The 19,955-nt window shown below is 41.2% G+C and carries 13 protein-coding genes and 1 pseudogene; 9 read left to right on the forward strand and 5 right to left on the reverse strand.

Annotated elements, in window-relative coordinates; genetic code table 11:
* The first annotated feature begins 636 nt into the window (after window positions 1-636).
* Window positions 637-1,033 (forward strand): annotated as a pseudogene (locus CXF95_RS02560) (DUF3718 domain-containing protein).
* Between the two features lie 80 nt (window positions 1,034-1,113).
* Here CXF95_RS02560 and CXF95_RS02565 read toward each other — a convergent pair.
* The 5 genes from CXF95_RS02565 to CXF95_RS02585 all read right to left on the reverse strand — a co-directional run bounded on the left by CXF95_RS02565 (window position 1,114) and on the right by CXF95_RS02585 (window position 9,102).
* A complete protein-coding gene (locus CXF95_RS02565) occupies window positions 1,114-2,535 on the reverse strand; it encodes an IS66 family transposase (RefSeq protein WP_101197251.1) in 1,422 nt (473 codons plus the stop codon).
* A 281-nt stretch (window positions 2,536-2,816) separates the two neighbouring features.
* Complete coding sequence (locus CXF95_RS02570) at window positions 2,817-3,743, reverse strand: alpha/beta fold hydrolase (RefSeq protein ID WP_101197252.1); 927 nt, start codon at window positions 3,741-3,743, stop codon at window positions 2,817-2,819.
* Between the two features lie 112 nt (window positions 3,744-3,855).
* Window positions 3,856-5,655 carry an acyl-CoA dehydrogenase C-terminal domain-containing protein gene (locus tag CXF95_RS02575; protein ID WP_101197253.1) on the reverse strand — a complete coding sequence of 600 codons (1,800 nt, stop codon included), beginning with the start codon at window positions 5,653-5,655 and terminating at the stop codon, window positions 3,856-3,858.
* A 66-nt stretch (window positions 5,656-5,721) separates the two neighbouring features.
* The gene (locus tag CXF95_RS02580) at window positions 5,722-6,903 is read right to left on the reverse strand and encodes an acetyl-CoA C-acyltransferase (protein ID WP_101197254.1); all 1,182 of its coding nucleotides are present in this window, start codon (window positions 6,901-6,903) and stop codon (window positions 5,722-5,724) included.
* Between the two features lie 54 nt (window positions 6,904-6,957).
* A complete protein-coding gene (locus CXF95_RS02585) occupies window positions 6,958-9,102 on the reverse strand; it encodes a 3-hydroxyacyl-CoA dehydrogenase NAD-binding domain-containing protein (protein ID WP_101197255.1) in 2,145 nt (714 codons plus the stop codon).
* 238 nt (window positions 9,103-9,340) lie between these two features.
* On the opposite strand from CXF95_RS02585, the gene CXF95_RS02590 reads away from it, so the two are divergent.
* The 8 genes from CXF95_RS02590 (at window position 9,341) to CXF95_RS02620 (ending at window position 19,915) form a co-directional block, all read left to right on the forward strand.
* A complete protein-coding gene (locus CXF95_RS02590; RefSeq protein WP_101197445.1) occupies window positions 9,341-10,252 on the forward strand; it encodes a haloalkane dehalogenase in 912 nt (303 codons plus the stop codon).
* A 32-nt stretch (window positions 10,253-10,284) separates the two neighbouring features.
* A complete protein-coding gene (locus CXF95_RS02595; RefSeq protein ID WP_101197256.1) occupies window positions 10,285-11,043 on the forward strand; it encodes an SDR family NAD(P)-dependent oxidoreductase in 759 nt (252 codons plus the stop codon).
* A gap of 182 nt (window positions 11,044-11,225) precedes the next feature.
* Window positions 11,226-12,875: a long-chain-fatty-acid--CoA ligase gene (locus CXF95_RS02600; RefSeq protein ID WP_101197257.1), complete on the forward strand. Its 1,650-nt coding sequence runs from the start codon at window positions 11,226-11,228 to the stop codon at window positions 12,873-12,875.
* 179 nt (window positions 12,876-13,054) lie between these two features.
* Complete coding sequence (locus tag CXF95_RS02605) at window positions 13,055-15,631, forward strand: M1 family metallopeptidase (RefSeq protein ID WP_101197258.1); 2,577 nt, start codon at window positions 13,055-13,057, stop codon at window positions 15,629-15,631.
* 210 nt (window positions 15,632-15,841) lie between these two features.
* Window positions 15,842-18,058: a TonB-dependent receptor domain-containing protein gene (locus CXF95_RS02610; RefSeq protein WP_101197259.1), complete on the forward strand. Its 2,217-nt coding sequence runs from the start codon at window positions 15,842-15,844 to the stop codon at window positions 18,056-18,058.
* 46 nt (window positions 18,059-18,104) lie between these two features.
* Window positions 18,105-18,323 carry a hypothetical protein gene (locus CXF95_RS02615; RefSeq protein WP_157828049.1) on the forward strand — a complete coding sequence of 73 codons (219 nt, stop codon included), beginning with the start codon at window positions 18,105-18,107 and terminating at the stop codon, window positions 18,321-18,323.
* A 128-nt stretch (window positions 18,324-18,451) separates the two neighbouring features.
* Window positions 18,452-18,619, forward strand: coding sequence for a hypothetical protein (locus tag CXF95_RS31325; RefSeq protein WP_369809270.1), 168 nt, complete (start codon window positions 18,452-18,454; stop codon window positions 18,617-18,619).
* Between the two features lie 288 nt (window positions 18,620-18,907).
* Entirely contained in the window at window positions 18,908-19,915 is a 1,008-nt protein-coding gene (locus tag CXF95_RS02620) for a sigma-54-dependent Fis family transcriptional regulator (RefSeq protein WP_101197261.1), read from the forward strand.
* The last annotated feature ends 40 nt before the right edge of the window (window positions 19,916-19,955 follow it).

Here is a 19,955-nt window from a genome sequence, read left to right on the forward strand (position 1 = left end):
TTAAAGTAGTGTTTAATCTATGGGATTTAGCATAACTCACTGTCAACCCAATCATTGAGTCATTACCCAAAAATCTAAACTTTCTACTTCCATTCTTAATTTTCAAGCTATTTCCACACTATTTACGTCCATTATGCTCTCCTTTGCACTTAAAGTGTATAAGCCTAAAGTAGAATTAAAGACAAACAGCCGCTTCATACTTACCTCGTGATCCCGGTAAGTTTTTTATTAACTTAGTCTTTTATAAAAGTAATGATATTTGAAATTTCATGATCAAACCAAGCCATGTATTTATCCAAACGTTTAAATTTGGATAAATTAATGGAATGCTAATGATGTTTTGGTGGGCGAAACCGATGATCTTGAGCTACTCTCGAATCATGTCTCGCCAAGTGAATGCCCCGCAAGATGGCGGTATACTTCAGTGCTTGCTTGTATTTAAAACCTGATCTATTGAGGGTTCTAAATCACTTACAAAATAAAGTTATAACTTCCCATACCTAAGTATCACCTCACAGATTTTTTAATCCATTTAAATGTTCTTTAATAAACCCACAAAACGCAGCAACGTTTCACCCAACACTTAAACTTAAACACTGAGTTTATCAACCGAGTTTATCAACCGAGGACTTAACCATGTTGAAAATAGTTAAAACGTCTATCGCTATCGCTACTATCTCTTTATTAACAGCGGGGGAATGCCCAAGCTGACGTCAGCGAAGCACTCCAAAATATTTATAATATCGTTAAAGCAGATGACAAAGGCGAACTACGTAAAAAAATGAAACGTGTTCAGTCCGATTTTAGACTTAAGCTTAAAGATTACTACACAGGTGTTTCTTGTGGTGGTAACAGCCTTATTCGCACGGCTATGCTCAACAACGCTGTTGAAACAAGTACCTTAATGGTTAAGAAAATGCCTAAAGGTGACTTAAGCTCACCTTAGTCAGACGGAAAAACAGTATTAGTTTGTGCTTCTGAAAATGGTTTAGATACTTCACCTATCGTTGCTGCAATTAACGACAGAATATAAATTTTATAGCTACGAGCTACGAGCTACGCAAGAATTGTTCTTGAACGAACTGAAAGTTCAACATGGAAGGTAAGTGGTAACTACTCAGCGGGTATAAAGATATTAGGCAGCATGCCATTTAATAATAACGTTAATGCCGTGGACCCACTGATCCCTTGTTTTTTGCAGCTCGACAGATAGCTACGTAATCCAAAAAACATTTTGGCTCCGTTAGCACTTCTAAAACATCCCGATATCTTTTGTTGAACCTTTGCCATCCTCAAATCATTTTCGCCCTGATTATTAGTGAATGGCACTGCCTCATCCGTCATGAATCTAAGTACATCGCTTTCATAGTTTTGTAATCGCTCAAGTAGGTTACGTGATTGAGTTCTTTTAGGCCGTCCTCGCTTACCTTTCACTGGTATCGGCGCAGGACTTTCTTTTTCTCCTGCCTTTAAAATCGCTTGATAGTGACGTCGCAAGGTGTCTTGTCTTTCAACACTGAGTAACCCGCCAGCCTTATCTACCTCTTGATTGAGCTTAACTAAAAACACCCGTATTTCCTCAGCCCAAGCTTGATTATCTTGCTCATACGCTCGAGTTAATTCTCGCAGGTGATGCGCATTGCATAATGAATGTAGGCACTCATAACGATAATAAGGTTTCCAATGGTCATGGCACATCACACCGTTGAACTGGGGTAATATGTCAATCTCATCCATGGCATCATGGCCTCGTTTTTCATGGGCTGATAAATACGTCCAATCCAGAGACGAAGCGTTATGTAGCCATTGTCTTTTTCCGTTGATATTGATGCCAGTTTCATCGGTATGTAATGTCTTTTCTTTTCTCAAGTTCGCTTTGATAATATCTAATGCTTGCGTCTCTTCCAGTTTGGTAAAAGCGGTATTGATAAAGTTGAAAAGACTGCCGCTGCTCAAAGGTATATTAAGCTGGTCAGTGAAATACTCACGAATGCGCTCATAAGGCAGTAATTGATATTGGGACAGGTAAACCGCATGAGCTTTTAACCCAATACCATATTGAATACGGCTATTAACGTCTTGGGGAAATGGGGCAACGAAGCGTTGACCTAACTCATTCTCAAGTATTTGTGCGCGATATTCAGTGACGACACGCTTAAACTCAATATCGACCACTTGCCGCACCTCTTCACCCATATCAGTATAGTTACCGGGCGGTAAAAGTGTGCTATCAACGATTAATTTATGTGTGATGTCAGGGTTGTCATCAAGTGGTAGCGTTGTGCCTTTATGCCCCTTTTGTCCACCTGATTTTTTAGTACTGTTGCCTTTTGAATTTTTCTTTCTATTTTGATCGGACGAGGGCGGTATACTGCTGTTATTACTGTTAAGCCCAAGCCGTTGACAGAGTAACGTGACAATAAGAAGCAATAAATCCATAGCAGTACGCATTGAAGGTGACAATGTATTGTCCGCTTCAATTTGTGCTTTAATGTTATTGATATTCGACTCAATATCAATGCCGCTTACTTTCATTTAGCCACGTAATTATCGAAATAAAACAGTATAATAACGCTTAGAAATGATCAAGCAAGTCGATCATTTTTTAATTTTTGATCGTTAAAAATAAACTAGATTATGTGCTGAGTAGTTACGGTAAGTGTAAGTAGCTTATCCTGCTTACCATTTTAAAATGGCCTCTTTTGAGGCCGTTTTTTTATGCGTGAAGCTAAAAGAAAATTAACTACAGAGAAAAAAGACTTACTTCTTAACAATCTATTCCTCTTTGCAGCGCAGCGCTCTGTACCTTCTGTGGTTTAAACGCTTTTAGTCGTTTTAAGGAATTCATCTATTTCCTGATTCACTTCATTTGGCAACTCATGTTGCAACCAATGGCTAGCATCAGGAAAACGTTTAATCCGTACGTCAGGCACATATTTCTCTACCCCATCAATATTCTCTTTAACAAAAGCTTGGTCTTGTTCGCCCCATAATATTAATGTGGGGCAAGTGATGCGGATGTTAGGGATTTTCATTTGTGTGGCTGCAACTATAGGTCCATTGCCAGCAGCTACTACTTTCTCAGAGGGCGCTAATTGAGGCATAGCTCGATAATATTGCAGCATGCCATTGACCGCACACGGCTGAGCCCAAGCGTCCTCATAAGCCTTGCGTTGTGTCTCATTCAATGTGCCTTCGCGCATTCCAATGAATATTTTGTCTTTTAGGTATTGATAATTGTTATCTGATAATTTTTCAACACCATTAGGAGCGATTAACTCATGGATATATTTACTTTTTTGCCGTTGCTGTGCATTGTGGATCATTTCCCGAGTAAATGTGCTGGGGTGAGCAGCATTGAGTATGACCAATCTATCGATAAGTTGCGGGAAAAACGCAGCAATCGGCCATGCGATAACACCGCCCCAGTCATGGGCCACTAAGATTATCTTTTCTTGTGGTGCCACATCTTGGATAAACTTAGCGATAAACTGAATAAGCTTGGGTACTTCATAAAAAGATTGTTCCTCAGGCTTGTCACTTAAATTATAACCGGGTAAGTCAGGAGCAATCACCCGATAGTCTTTAGCAAAATAATCAAGTTGTGCGTGCCATGTGCCCCAGTATTCTGGAAAACCATGTAAAAAAACAATGGTCTGGCGTGGTGAATTTGTATCACTAAATTCCCCAGCTTCAACATAATGTATATTTACGTTTTCAATGTCGATTGTGTGATGTTTCATGACTCGATTCACCTATCAAATTCAATTCGTTTAATTCAAAAAAAAGCGGACATTTTTATATGTCCGCCTTTTGTATTTCCCAGCCTAGCTTCTTATTATTTTTAACTAAAGCTTAAACTATGTTGAACTGCTCTTCTTCCATATTCATTAAGTTGTCAGCACCAGATTCCATTGCAGAAACTAAAGAACGGGTGCGAGTTAATAAACGGTCAAAATAAAACTTAGCAGTGTGTAACTTCGCTTGATAAAATTCTGGATCACTGGTGCCTTCATCAAGTTTTTGCTGGGCTACCACAGCCATTTGCAGCCAAAAATAGCCAACAACTACATATCCTGAATACATCAAATAATCAACAGACGCAGCGCCTAATTCAGCAGGATTCTTGGCCGCTCGATGCATAATATCTTCAGTAATTTGATGCCATTCATCGACATGTGTATCGATACTGTTCGACCAAGCATTAAACTGACTCTTATCACGAATGCTTTTACAGTATTCTTTCACTTCGTTAGTGAATACTGTAAGCAACTTTCCGTTTGAACCAACCACTTTTCTGGCTAATAAATCAATCGCCTGAATACCTGTTGTGCCTTCGTACATAGTACAAATACGGGTATCTCGGGCGAGTTGTTCCATGCCCCACTCTTTTATAAATCCGTGTCCACCAAAGACCTGCATACCATAACTAGTCGTTTCTTGGGCTGTTTCTGTTAAGAATGCCTTAACAATAGGCGTTAATAAGGCAAGCTTCGATTCTGCGAGTTGTTTAACACCCTCATCTTGGTTGGCCTGTGAAATATCCACTAATTTCATAGCATACACGGCTAATGCCCTATTACCTTCTGCGAAAGCTTTTTGAGTCAACAACATACGGCGTACATCAGGATGGTTAATAATCGGATCAGCTGGACCGTCAGGGTTTTTAACGCCTGTCATGGCTCTGAACTGCAAACGGTCTTTAGCATAGGCTAAAGCACCTTGGAACGCGGCTTCAGATGCGGACAAACCTTCTAAACCTGTACCGATTCGTGCAGTATTCATAAAAGTGAACATGCAATTAAGACCACGGTTTTCAGTACCTACTAGATAGCCCTTAGCATCATCAAAATTGATCACACAAGTGGCCGAGCCTTTGATCCCCATTTTGTGTTCAATAGAGCCACAAGTCACACCGTTTCTGTCTAACTTTTCGCCTTCAGGGCCAGCATCAAATTTAGGTACAACAAACAATGAAATACCTTTAGTGCCACTTGGTGCATCTGGCAAACGAGCAATCACGATATGTACGATATTGTCTGACATATCATGCTCACCTGCCGAGATGAAAATTTTGGTACCGGTTAAGCTGTAGCTACCATCATCATTCTTCACAGCTTTACATTTGAGCATCCCTAAATCAGAGCCACAATGAGATTCAGTCAAACACATGGTGCCGGTCCAATGACCATCAATAAGGTTATTCAAAAACATTTTTTGTTGTTCAGCAGTACCATGTTCTTTTAAGGTTTCAATACAGCCTTGGCTGAGCCCAGGGTACATGGCCCAAGAATGATTCGCCGAAGAAAACCATTCCGACATCACACTGCCTAAAGAATAAGGTAAGTTCTGCCCACCCAGCTCTTCTGGGTGAGTCATACCTGTCCAGCCGCCATCAACATATTGTTTGTAAGCTTCTTTAAAACCTGCAGGAGTAGTGACTTCACCGTCTTCCCATTTACAGCCTTCTTCATCACCGTTGGCGTTAATTGGCGCTAACACATTTTCGGCGAATTTTGCGGCTTCTGAAAAAATGGCTTCAACCATATCAGGCGTAGCATCTGTAAATCCCAAATCAGCATAATGTTTTTCAAAGCCTAATAATTCGTTCATCACGAATAAGGCTTCTTTTTGTGGGGCTTTAAAATATTGCATAACTTACCTCTTAAACTTTTACGTATCTTTTGTCTTTAGCTTCTTTGCGTACGAAGCCAATCTACATTAATAAACTTCAAATAAACCTGCAGCACCCATACCGCCACCAATACACATAGTACACACAACATATTTAGCACCACGACGTTTACCTTCAATCAAGGCGTGACCAACCATACGTGCGCCACTCATTCCGTAAGGGTGACCTACAGAAATAGCCCCACCATTGACGTTTAGAATGTTGTCATCAATGCCTAACTTGTCGCGGCAATATAATACTTGCACAGCGAAGGCTTCGTTCAATTCCCACAAACCAATATCGTTCATGGTTAGACCATGGCGTTTAAGCAATTTTGGAATAGCGAAAACGGGGCCAATACCCATTTCATCTGGTTCACAGCCTGCAACAGCAATACCACGATACGCACCTAATGGTGTTAAATTTTGTTGTTCGGCTAGTTTATCACTCATGATGACACACGCAGATGCACCGTCAGACAACTGGCTTGCATTACCTGCAGTGATAACTCCACCTTCGATAACAGGCTTTAAATTTTGTAAACCTTCTAATGTGGTTTCTGCGCGGTTACCTTCATCTTTAGTTAAAGTCACTTCTTGAAAGCTTTCGACTTTGGTTTCGCGATCAATGATCACTTTAGTCGCAGTTACTGGCACAATTTCATCATCAAACTTGCCAGCAGCTTGTGCAGCAGCAGTACGCATTTGGCTACGATAAGCATATTCATCTTGCGCATCACGATTAATACCGTAACGAGCAGCCACCACTTCAGCGGTTTGCAACATAGGCATATAAATATTTTTGTGCATTTTAGCCAAGGCTGGATCAACGATACGGTGAGTATTCATTGCTTTGTTTTGCACTAAACTAACGGAATCAAGACCACCAGCAACCATTATGGGTACATTGTCGGTAATAATATGTTTTGCTGCCGTAGCAATAGCATACATACCTGAGCTACATTGACGGTCAAGGGTCATGCCTGATACAGAAGTGGGTAAACCAGCCGCCAGCCCAGCCAAACGGGCAATGTTCATGCTGCCACTACCTTGGGTTAAGGCGCTGCCCATGATTACATCATCTATACTAGCTGGATCAACACCAGATTTTTTTACCGCTTCACGGATAGCATGGCCACCTAAACTTGGCATTTCAAGATTATTAAATGCGCCTTTATAAGCACGGCCGATAGGTGTTCTTGCGGTTGATACTATGACTGCTTCTTTCATAATGTTCTCTTTAAAATATGTTTAATTTGTTTGTAATAAGGTAAGCGCTGACGACTAAAGATCAGCGAATCGTTTACCTTGCTCAGCTAATTGTTTAAGTAAAGGTGCAGGTTCAAACCAGTTTTTACCATGTTCACCCAACTCATCGCGATATTTGCACATAGCGTCATACACAGTTTTTAAACCAATTTCATCGGCATACTGCATAGGTCCACCGCGATACACTGGGAAACCATAGCCATACACATAAATCACATCGATATCACTAGATTTGGCAGCAATGCCTTCTTCTAAAATCAACGCACCTTCGTTGATCATAGGGAAAATAATCCGTTCGATGATTTCTTGATCGCTGATATCACGTTGCGCTACGCCTAAATCTGCAGCTACTTGTTTCGCTAGCTCAAGTACACTTGGATCAGGAATGGGTTTACGGCTACCCTCTTCGTACAAGTACACACCTTTACCGACTTTTAATCCTACTCTGCCCTGCTCCACTAGCTTGTCGGCTAAGATGCAATAAGATGGATCATGCTTAATAAATTCCCGGCGCGATTCACGTACAAAAGCTCCAATATCTTGACCGGCCATGTCACCCATAGTGAAAGGACCCATAGGTAAACCAAAATCGTAAATGACTTTATCAACGTGTTCTGGCGTAGCCCCTTCAAGCATCATGCGATTCGCTTCGCGGCCATATCCTTCAATCATACGGTTGCCGACAAAGCCAAAACAAACCCCCACCAATACAGCGACCTTGTTGATCTTCTTGGCCATTTTCATGGTGGTTTTAATTACTTCTGGAGAGGTTTTGCTGGTTTTAACGACTTCTAGCAATTTCATAACGTTTGCAGGACTAAAGAAGTGCAAACCAATCACATCTTCAGGGCGTTTAGTGGCTTCACCAATTTCATCAATATCTAGAGTAGAGGTATTAGAGGCCAAAATAGCACCGGGTTTACACACTGCATCTAAGGCTTTAAAGACTTCTTGTTTGACAGACATTTTTTCAAATACTGCTTCAATCACTAAGTCAACATTACTTAAGGCTGCATATTCAGTTGAGCCAGTTAACAAGGCCATACGGTCTTCGACTTGCTCTGCAGTGAGCTTGCCTTTTTTCGCAGAGTTTTCGTAGTTTTTACGAATTAGTGCTAAACCTTTATCTAATGCTTCTTGTTTAAGCTCAAGCATAATCACAGGGATGCCTGCATTGGCAAAGTTCATGGCAATGCCGCCGCCCATAGTACCTGCGCCAATAATACCGACTTGTTTAATATCTCTTACTGGTGTTTCTTTATCAAAATCTTTGACATGGGATGCGGCACGTTCAGCGAAGAAAAAATGCTGTTGTGCTCGGGCTTCTTTAGAGCGCATACATTCCATAAACAACTCACCTTCACGGACTAAACCTTGAGCAAAAGGTAGTGCAACCGATGCTTCTACCGCTTGAATACAACGTTCAGGTGCAAAAAAACCTCGAGCCTTGGTCGCTAAACCTTGACGGTACTGGGCAAATAATTCTTTTGGTGCAGTACTAACATCAATTTGCACGTCACAGGTTTTACGTACTTTGCTACCATCGGCAATTACTTTTTCGCAAAACGCTAATGCACTGCTTAGCAGTGTTTCTGGACTATCGACGACAACATCAAATACACTAGGTAATGTTTTAGCCGCAACAGGGCGACCCGAAACAATCATGTCTAACGCTTGTTGAACCCCTGCTAATCGTGGCAAACGTTGGGTTCCTCCGCCTCCAGGTAAAATACCCAAATTAACTTCAGGTAATCCCACTTTATTGGATGCGAACGTCACTCTGTAGTGACAAGACAAGGCCACTTCCAGACCGCCACCAAATGCGGGGCCATTTAAAACAGCAACCACTGGTTTGGGTGAATTTTCAATGACATCTAATACTGCGGGCAAATTAGGCTCTAAATCACCACCTGAAAATTCGCTGATATCCGCTCCGCCAGAGAACAAGTTCTGTTTAGACGAGATGACTATCATTTCAACTGAATCATCAGCAATAGCCGCATTTAAGTGTTCAATAAGTCCGACACGTACGGATTTAGACAATGCATTAACGGGGGGATTTTGCATCCATAACGCCGCAATTTTATTTGCAGATAGCGTTCTAATTAGTTCGTAGCTTACCGCGTCACTATTGACTGTTTTTGATTCGACTTGACTCATGTAGACCTCTACCAGCTTAATATTTACAGCGGATACTAGGCCACCCTTCCCAATCATTCTAATTTATTGATTTTATACTGCAGAATAAGCAGGCTTTATAGGTGCAGGTAACCTATACACGGCTTCTATTCATTAAATAGATAATTCTGTATTAGTCTGAGCAAGTTGACTTTTCATGACACTTTTGGTGTTCTACAACACAAATAGTTTACAACTTCATTACATTGAGAGACGACCTTTGGAATTTTTGACAACCCCTGAACATTGTTTTGAACAAATAACAGACTTTCGTTTTGCGCCTCATTTTTTGCAAGTGAATGATGATGAAGGAGGTTCGTTAAAACTACATTATGTAGATGAAGGTCCAAGGGATGCCAATGTAGTGCTAATGCTGCATGGTGAACCTAGCTGGGCATACTTGTATCGCAAGATGATAGACCCACTTGTCGCAGCGGGTTATCGGGTGATTGCGCCAGATTTAATTGGCTTTGGAAAATCAGATAAACCCACTGAACGAAGCGATTATACTTATCAGCGACATCTTGATTGGGTTCGCCAAGTGATCATTCAATTAAAGCTGAAAGATATCACCTTGGTTTGCCAGGATTGGGGCGGATTATTGGGATTACGCTTAGTGGCTGAACATCCTGATTTGTTTGCTCGAGTTTTGGCAGCTAACACTATGCTGCCCACTGGCGACCATACACCCAGCAAAGCATTCTTGAATTGGCAAACTTTTTCCCAAGAAGTAGAGGTGTTTCCGGTAGCTGGGATTATCAAAGGTGCCACAGTAACGCCTCTTAGTCCTGAGGTACTGGCCGCTTATGACGCACCTTTCCCTGATGAAACATATAAAGCTGGTGTCAGGCAGTTTCCGCTGCTTGTGCCAACAACACCTGATGATCCAGCAAGCGAAGCCAACAGGCTAGCTTGGCAAACTCTGCAGCAATTTGACAAACCTTTTATCACCGCCTTCAGTGATTCAGATCCCGTAACCGTAGGTGGTGACAAAATCATGCAAAAACTTATTCCCGGTTGCCAAGGTCAGATGCACACGACTATTGAACAAGGTGGGCATTTTTTGCAAGAAGATCAAGGCGAGCAATTAGCTGAAGTATTACTAACCTTTATGAATGCCAACCCACTTTAAATTTTTAGTTAAAAAAGAACAGGAACAATTTGATGGATGAGTTATTAGATTTTACCGGAAAAGTCGCTTTGATTACCGGAGCAGGAGGCGGTTTTGGTCGATTGTTAGCTCAAGGGCTGGCTAAACGTGGATGTAAATTGGTGATAAGTGATATCAACCAACAAAACTTAGATGAAACGCTTGCTTCATTACCCGATCAGGGCAACGCGATGTCGATGTTGTGTGATGTTTCCAAAGAGCAAGATTGTAAAAATATGGTCGACAAAGCTTTAGAAAAGTTTGGTCGAGTGGATATTGGCGTCAACAATGCGGGTATTGCCCACGATCTAACGCCTTTACATAAATTGACTGAAGACACTATGCACAGCCAATTTAATGTCAACGTCAATGGTGTATTGTTTGGCATGAAATACCAAATAGAGGCAATGCTGAAACAAGGCGAGGGCCATGTATTAAATATCAGTTCTCTAGCGGGTTTAGGCGGAGCGCCAAAAGGTGGAGCTTATGCAGCAGCCAAACATGCAGTAGTAGGTTTAACCAAAACTGCCGCTGTGGAATATGCCAGAAAAGGCGTGCGCTGCAATGCGATTTGCCCGTTCTACAGCCCAACGGCTATTTTAGGTGAGTTTGCTTCAGAAGAAGGCCAAGCACAATTAGCCAGAGGCACACCCATGAAACGTTTATCCAAACCACAAGAAGTGGTCAATGCCATGTTATTGATTTTGTCTCCGGGTAATTCTTATATGACGGGACAATCTATCGCCATCGATGGCGGCGTGACGGCTTGGTAGGAAAACGTTACGAGCTTCAAGCTCAGAGATACAAAATATAAAAAGATTTTTACCACAGGGACACCAAGAGCACAGATGAAAAGAAGACTTAGTTCTTAACTTTTTCCCTCTGCGCAGTGAAGCCTCTGTGGTTCCAACGCTTTATACTTTTATAGAAACTAGTTAATTTACAGGAAAAAAATATGCAAGCCTTGATGATGAATTCACAGTTAATGATCTCCTCCATACTTAGACATGCGGATAAGAACTTCCCGGATTCGGAGATTGTTTCTGTCACTGCAGATAACCCAAGACACCGACATACTTTTAAAGACTTTGCTAATCGTAGTCGGCAGTTGGCTAATGCTTTAGCAGGGCTAGGTGCTAAATTTGGTGATCGTATTGGCACTTTAGCTTGGAACGATTATCGCCATCTCGAACTTTACTATGGTGTTTCTGGCAGTGGCATGGTGTGCCATACCATCAACCCTAAATTGTTCCCTGAGCAAGTTAACTACATTATCAATCACGCAGAAGACAGATTTATCTTTGTTGATTTGTTAGTCGTCCCTTTACTCGAAGCACTAAAAGAACATCTTCCCAAAGTTGAGGGTTACATCATTTTAACCGATGAAGCTCATATGCCCGAAACCACTTTACCTAACGTCATGTGTTACGAAACACTTTTAAGTAAGCAGTCTACCTCCTTTGATTGGCCTGAATTTGATGAGAATACTGCCAGCGCTATGTGTTACACCTCAGGCACAACGGGCAATCCCAAAGGAGTGGTGTATAGCCACCGTTCGACTCTTCTACATGCATTGGGTGGCAGTATGCCAGACGTGGTTGCGGCTTCTTATAAAGAAACGACTCTGCCCATAGTGCCTATGTTTCATGTCAATGCATGGGGCGCACCTTATGCCGCATTAATGGCAGGCTCTAAAATGGTGATGCCTGGGCCTAAAATGGCAGATGGTGAATCACTACAAAACCTGATTGAAACCGAAAAAGTCACCTTTAGTTCTGGCGTACCTACCATATGGTTAGCTTTATTGGACTACCTAGAAAAAACCGGTAAAACCATCCCTAGTCTCAAACGCGCCAGCGTGGGTGGTGCAGCTTGCCCTAGAATCATTATCGAAAGGTTTAAACATCAACATGAAGTAGAAGTCATCCAAGGCTGGGGCATGACCGAGACCAGCCCACTTGGCACCATTTTCTGCAAAAAAGCAGGCATGGAAAATATGTCTGAAGAAGAAGAAATCGATTTACAATGTCTACAAGGCCGAGGTGTGTTTGGTATTGAGATGCGTATTGTTGACGATAATAATAATGAACTACCATGGGATGGTGTGGCCTTTGGGGCCCTTAAAGTACGAGGTCCTTGGGTATGCAGTGGTTATTATGGGTTATCTCAAGTGCCTGGCTCAGAAGGTTGTCCTGTGGATGAACTTGGCTGGTTTGATACAGGTGACGTGGCCACTATTAACCCACAAGGTTATTTGCAAATTACCGACCGTACCAAAGATGTCATCAAAACTGGCGGTGAATGGGTAAGTTCAATAGAAATTGAAAATGCAGCAGTGAATCATCCAGACGTCGCCGAAGCAGCAGCGATTGGACGTTACCACCCAAAATGGACAGAACGCCCTCTACTAGTAGTGGTTCGTCAAGCAGGAGCAAGCGTAACAACAGAACAATTGTTAGCGTTTTTGCGAAACAAACTACATAAAATATCCATGCCAGACGATGTGGTATTTGTTGAGGAATTACCCCATACAGCCACTGGCAAACTCAATAAGTTGGCTTTGAGAAAAAGTTTAGCGGATTATCAGTTTCCTATCACAGCCTAACTACACCTTAGTTCAGATAAAGGCGCATTCGCGCCTTTTTTTGTAAGCTTTTTTTGGCACTCAATTTATGACTAATACACATTTATTAACCATTTCAAGATTGCTTTTTTAAATATTTTATCTAGGGTGCTCAGGCTAGAGTCATTTGGGCTCACTATAAAACACTTTCAGGAAACTATATGAAGCTTAAACATTTATGTTTATGGCTGATGCTAAGTATGACTGTTTCAGTCAACGGCTATGCCAAAGAAACCGCCTTTCGATTATCCACTTTTATTCAACCCAGCTTTCAGCAGATTACATTAAAGGTTGACCCTGATAGCCCTACATTTAGTGGTGAAACCACCATTACAATTGATGTGACAAAGGCTACAGATACAATTGGTTTTTACCAAAAAGATCTCAACATTCAACAAGCGTACTTAACTAGCGGTGACACCCGCATACCGCTTACCGTTACGTCCCATGACTACGAGATCCAGCACGGTAAAGCTAGCCAAAACATTGCAGCCAACCGTTACACCTTACATATTGTATTTGATGGAAATTTCAATACCACATCAGATGGCATGTATTTGTCAAAGTTTGAAGGGCTGAACTATGTATTTACACAATTTGAAGATATGTACGCTCGACGGGCTTTTCCTAGTTTTGATGAACCAGGATTTAAAATTCCCTATCAAGTAACAGTGATATCCCCTGAGAAACACACTGTGTTATCCAATACCTTAGTGAATAAACGCACAGTTAAAGACGGTTGGCAGACCGTAGAATTTAATAAGACCAAACCCATGCCTTCCTATTTAGTCGCCTTAGCTGTGGGAGAGTTGGACTCTTACGATATTCCAAATTTAAGTGTTCCAGGCAAAATATACACTCCCAAGGGGCAAGCACAACGCACTAAGTTTGCGGCCAAACACACCGCTGGCATATTACAAAAACTAGAAAGTTATTTTGGTTCTTCGTATCCCTACGAAAAACTAGATTTTATCGCTGTGCCTAATTTCACTTTTGGTGCGATGGAAAACGTTGGCCTAGTCACCTTTCGCAGTAGTTTGTTATTGCTTAATGACGAACCTCGCTTAGCAGAACAAAGCAGCACACTAAACGTTATTGCCCATGAATTAGCACATATGTGGTACGGAAATCTTGTGACCATGGCATGGTGGGATGACTTATGGCTAAACGAAGCTTTCGCGTCATGGATGGCCAGTAAGGTGATGATGGACTTGTATCCCGAACAAAATTTCAAAGGCAGGTTGGTGCAAGAAGGTGCTTTTGGTGCTGACGCCAGCCCAACGGTAAAGCCAGTTAAAAAAGTGGTGAAAAGCCAAACTGATGTCATGGATGGACTAGGCTTAAATTACAGTAAAGGTGAGTCTATTTTGCAACTAATTGAATCCATGGTGGGCGAAGAAGCCTTCCAAAAAGGCATACAGACCTACATGAAAAATAACGCGTTTAGCAATGCTCAGGCAGATGACCTGTGGAAAGTGTTATCCACTGTAGCCGATTTCGATGTGCCAGCCATGATGAAGACTTATTTAGAGCAACCAAGCTATCCATTAGTCGAATTTGCGGCAAATGGAGTGATTAGCCAATCTCGTTATCACCTTAAGGGAGCAGAAGTAAAAGAACAAACTTGGATTGTGCCTCTTGCGATTAGTTATAAGAAAAACGGTAAAATATCTCGCACTAATTTGTTCCTAAATACAGCCAAAACCACAGTCAGTGAACTTGCTGAGGCAGATTGGATTTTCCCTAACGAAAACGCTATGGGTTATATGCGCTGGAAAGTATCTGCGGACCAGCTCTCAGCCTTACTAGACGACATGTCAGTATTAAATACACGAGAGAAAAAGTCCTTGCTCTACAATACAGAAGCACTGTTCTCAGCGGGTGAAATTGAGTTAGGCGAAATGATGGCGGTAATGGATGCCTTAGTCGACGACAAGGATCCTATGATTGGTAGAGCTGTCGTTAGTACTATGAGTGAATTTCTGTATCTAGTAGACAAAGATAACGAAGTCTTGTTTGGGCAATTTGTGGCTAAAAAACTCACGCCTTGGTTTGAACGCTTAGGTGTCGAAGATCAACCTTCCGACTCAACTGATACCACCCGTTTACGTGGTGCTGTTTACGGTATTTTAAGTCGCTATGCCAACACCCCAAAAGTTGAAAAAACAAGCGCTGAGCTCGCTAATAAATATTTGGAAGATCCTACTAGTGTGCCCAGAAGTATCGCCACTAGAGCATTGAGGAATATGTCGCGTTTTAGTGATCAAGATTGGTTTGCCAAACTAAGAGACTTTTATGTCGCCAATACAGATGCGAATATTCGCGGTACAGTCAGCCGAGCGATGATTTTCACCGATGAGCAAAAAATAGCAAAAACCTTAGACTTTGCTTTATCGGATCATGTGAGTCCTGCTAACGCGATTACCAATGTGTATGTCGCGTCAAGTGGCTTAGATGATCAAACTATGTTCTACGCTTGGTTAGATAAAAACTTTGATGCGCTATCTAAAAAAATGCCGGCTTATCATATAGCGAGTATGCCAGAGTACTTTTCAAACTCGTGTAATGCAGACAATATTAAACTTGCCGAAAAATTTTATGCAAATAAAAAGGCAAACTTTGAGGGCATGGCACGCAGTTATGACATAGCCATCGACTCATCTAAACAGTGTTTATCGTTAAAAGAGGCTAACCAAGCTAATTTTAACCGTTACTTGAAGCAAGCAACTGAGAGCTAAATTGTTTAAAGGTCTATGACTTCAAAAATGAAAACCGGCATCTTGTCGGTTTTTTATATCCATTACTTTATTCCACAATTCACAACAAACCCACCAATGACTCTTATTAAGAATCATTTGCATTTAGATTTATATTTACTTACTATCCATCCCGTACAAAATAATTCCATTAAACGTTTTATCCTTAACGTATCTACAGGTAGTTAATTAATGAAAAAGAGCATTCTTGCATCCACCATTGCCCTTACATTATTGGCAAATAGTGCCCTTGCAAACTCCCCCAAAGCCGCAATCGAAACCGTGACTATTTACGGTAGCGCAACCAATGCACAAGCAGCCACAGGCGCTGCACAATATATTGGTGAAGAAGACTTAGCTAAGTTTGTTTACAGCGATATTCAAAGAGTTATTCGCCAAATTCCAGGCGTATCTGTGCAAGTCGAAGACGGCTATGGCTTACGTCCAAACATCAGTATTCGAGGTGTGGCAACAGAACGCAGTGGCAGAATCACCTTACTTGAAGACAATATCTTGATTGCCCCAGCGCCCTACTCTGCGCCATCAGCCTATTATTTTCCTACTATCGGGCGTATGAGTGCAATTGAAGTGGTGAAAGGCCCAGCGGCCATTACTCAAGGCCCCTACACTATAGGTGGCGCATTAAATATGGTGTCTACACCAGTTCCAGAAACACAAGGCGGACAAGTTACACTAGAAGCGGCTCAAGATGCGACCTACCGCCTTCACGCCAATTATGGTGAGACACTCGATAACGGTTTTGGTTATCTGGTTGAGGCGCACCAATGGCAATCTGATGGGTTTCAAGATATTGACCGAAGTGACACCGATACAGGTTTGGACGTAACAGATTTCACTGCAAAGTTAGCCTATGCGCCTACCAACTCTGCCCACAGTATTGAGCTAAAATTACAAATGACCAATCAAGACTCTAATCAAAGTTATTTGGGGTTAACTGATGCCGATTTTAGCCTAAACAGTACTAGACGTTATGGCGTGTCTGAACTAGATAATATATCCACCGAACATAGCCAAGTCATTCTTCGTTATGGTTATGAGATCAACACAAATCTAAACATCACAGCCACAGCCTATAACAATCAACATGAGCGTAATTGGTTTAAAACCGAGGGCATAGATTTGGATGGTAGCGACAATACCCAAGATTTTTCTGGTACTAGTTGGTCAAACGTTATCTCTGCACTGAATAATAATGAAAGCCTGAATGGTTTTAGCGCCAACCAGCTACAAGGTATATTAGATGGCAATATTGATACTACTCAGGGCAGTATACAATTACGCTCAAATGCCCGTGAATACTTCTCTCGCGGAGTTCAATTTGGTTTAAATTGGAACAAAAAAATTGGTGAAGTTAACCATCGATTAGAAGTAGGTTTAAGACTACACGAAGACGAAGAAGACCGTTTGCAACGCAATAACACTTATCAGCAAATTAGCGGGCAACTGCAACTCAATGACGTTGGTGAATTAGGCAATGCTGGAAACAGAATCCAAGAAGCTCAAGCATTGGCCTTACATATCTATGATCGTATTGAATTTGGCGATTGGGTGTTAACACCGGGCGTACGTTTCGAAGACATTCAACAAAAACGCACTCGTTTTAATGATGGTGAAACCCGTACTTTTCGGGATGACCGTGAAAACGATACACAAGTTGTTTTACCAGGTTTAGGTGCATTGTACAAAATGGATGACAACTGGACATTAGTAGCAGGGGCCCATAAAGGATTTACTGCCCCGAGCAATTCACCAGGGGCGCGAGAAGAAGAAGCAATTAACTACGAGTTTGGTTTTCGATTTGCCAATAATACTCTTAATGCTGAAGCCATTTATTTCCTGAGTGATTACGACAACCTTATAGGTGAGTGCACCGCTTCATCAGGCAGTAACTGTGAAATTGGTGACGCCTTTAATGGTGATGCGGCAACGGTACAAGGTATTGAATTTATCTTTAAAACAGAACTCACTGAAATCAATGGCATAAGAGTCCCACTCAATATTACTTATACCTATATTGACAGCAAATTTGATACAGATATTGCCGATACGGCCTTTTTTGGTGACGTTAGTGCAGGTGATGCCATTCCATATATTCCAGAAAATCAAGGTCAAATATCCCTTGGTTTAGAAGCGAATAATTGGTCAGCTTACGTCAACGTCTTATATGTGGATGAAGTTTGTGTTCGAGCATCCTGTGCTGAGTTTGAACAAACCGACAACAGCTTTACTGTGGATATCAGCGGCAACTATCAAGTGTCTAATGACTTAAAATTATTTGCTCGTATAGAAAATTTAACGGATGAACAAGATATTGTCAGCAGACAACCTTACGGCGCGCGCCCCAATAAAACGCGAACCTTTTCTGTTGGTGCGCAGTATAGTTTTTAACCGATCATCGCGCGATAAGAGCTGCGAGCGAAAAGATAAAAGCTAAATGAATTTGAACCACAGAGGAAAATGTGGGCACAGGGTGCCGCGCGCAGAGGTGAAGAAAAGAGATGCAGTATTACACTTTAATCATCAAGGCTGGAGCGAGGCTGACGACTTTTTTCAACACTGCAATTGCAAATGGGGATTTTTTCTGGCGGTCAGTTTAAAAAGTTATCTAGAAAAAGGTGTAGGCCAACCTCACCCGCAAGATCCAAATATTTAGTTGGGTCGTTTAATAAATGTCATATGTAATAAAGGAAACGGATTTCCTTGCTGACTGACAAGATGTAACAAGGGAAACTCTATGTACCTGCTCGAGGCAAAGTTATCAATAATATTGATAACTTATTTGTGCCTTTTTACACTACAAAGAAAGAAGGAAGCGGCATTGGTCTAGTACTTTGTAGACAAATAATGATGGATCACTGTGGCGATCTCACCATTAGAAATCGATGTATGGATAACGGAGCAGGAGTAGAAGCAACATTATATTTACCTTCTAATAAAATAGACAACTAATCTATTTCCTCAATCTCAGTATAGTGCGTCAACTCTCCAATTTGGGTGTTTCCTTTCACTTTCAACAGGTTAATCATGCTAATAAGCTACAAGCCTAAAAATTTAATTTAATATGCACTTTCGAGCTTTCATAATTAGCATTGTATTCCTATAATTTTTAGCCTGAAGCCAGTATTTATATTGTCTGCAGAAAGATACAGTGTTTTTTAAGGTTGATTTTTTGACCGTTTCAAGAAGATACAGATGCTTTCTAATAGACACTAAATAATTCTGCATGGAATGCTATCAATGAAAAATAAATCAAAATATTTAGCAGATCTTTTTATCGGACAATCAACGGTTTTTATCGATGTTATTCAGCGAATTGATAAAATAGCCGAGTTCTCGGTGCCCGTTTTTGTATACGGCGAAACCGGGACAGGCAAAGAACTTTGTGCTCAGGCTATTCATAATTTAAGCCGTCGCAGTAATAAACCTTTTGTAGCAATAAACTGTGGTTCAATTCCCGATACCTTAATTGAAAACGAACTCTTTGGTCATGTTAAAGGAGCATATACCGATGCGCAGTCAAACAGCGGTGGCGTTATTGCTCATGCCGACGGTGGTACGCTATTTTTAGATGAAGTGGATACACTTTCTCAAAAAGGCCAAGTCAGCTTACTAAGGTTTATTCAAGAAAAAGAATACAAACCTCTGGGCACTAACCAACCTTTTCATTCAGATGTAAGAATAATCTGTGCGACTAATGCTGATATCCTCTCAAAAATAAACACCGGTGAATTTCGACAAGATTTGTTTTTTCGCCTCAATATAATGGACGTGCATCTGCCACCACTTAGGGATAGAGGTCAAGACATCGAATTGCTCGCAGAGTATTTTATTAACAAACACTGTGATGTATATAATATTCCTGGGAAAACCATCCATCCTGATGCATTGAAAAACCTTCAACGTTACTCATGGCCCGGCAACGTTAGAGAGCTTGAGCATGCTTTATTGAAAGAAATTTTATTGGCTGATACTCCTACTCTGTACCTCAACAATCTTGAATCCCAATACACCAAACAGCAACAGGATTTAGCACAAATGAAACCGCTTTTTGATTTAGATTTTAGAGAAGCAAAAGAAAAAACAGTCATGAGCTTTGAGAAAAATTATCTTGATAATATGATGAAAAAAACTGCTGGTAATGTCACAAAAGCAGCAGAACTAGCGGGTACTGAACGAAGAGCCTTTGGCAAGCTGTTGAAAAAGCATGGTCTCATTCGAAGTTATTATGCAAGTTTTGCTTGTTAGTCTTTCTATACCCACACCACTTCGAAGTGCATTCTTAATT

This window comes from Paraglaciecola sp. MB-3u-78 (assembly GCF_002835935.1).
Lineage (GTDB): Bacteria > Pseudomonadota > Gammaproteobacteria > Enterobacterales > Alteromonadaceae > Paraglaciecola.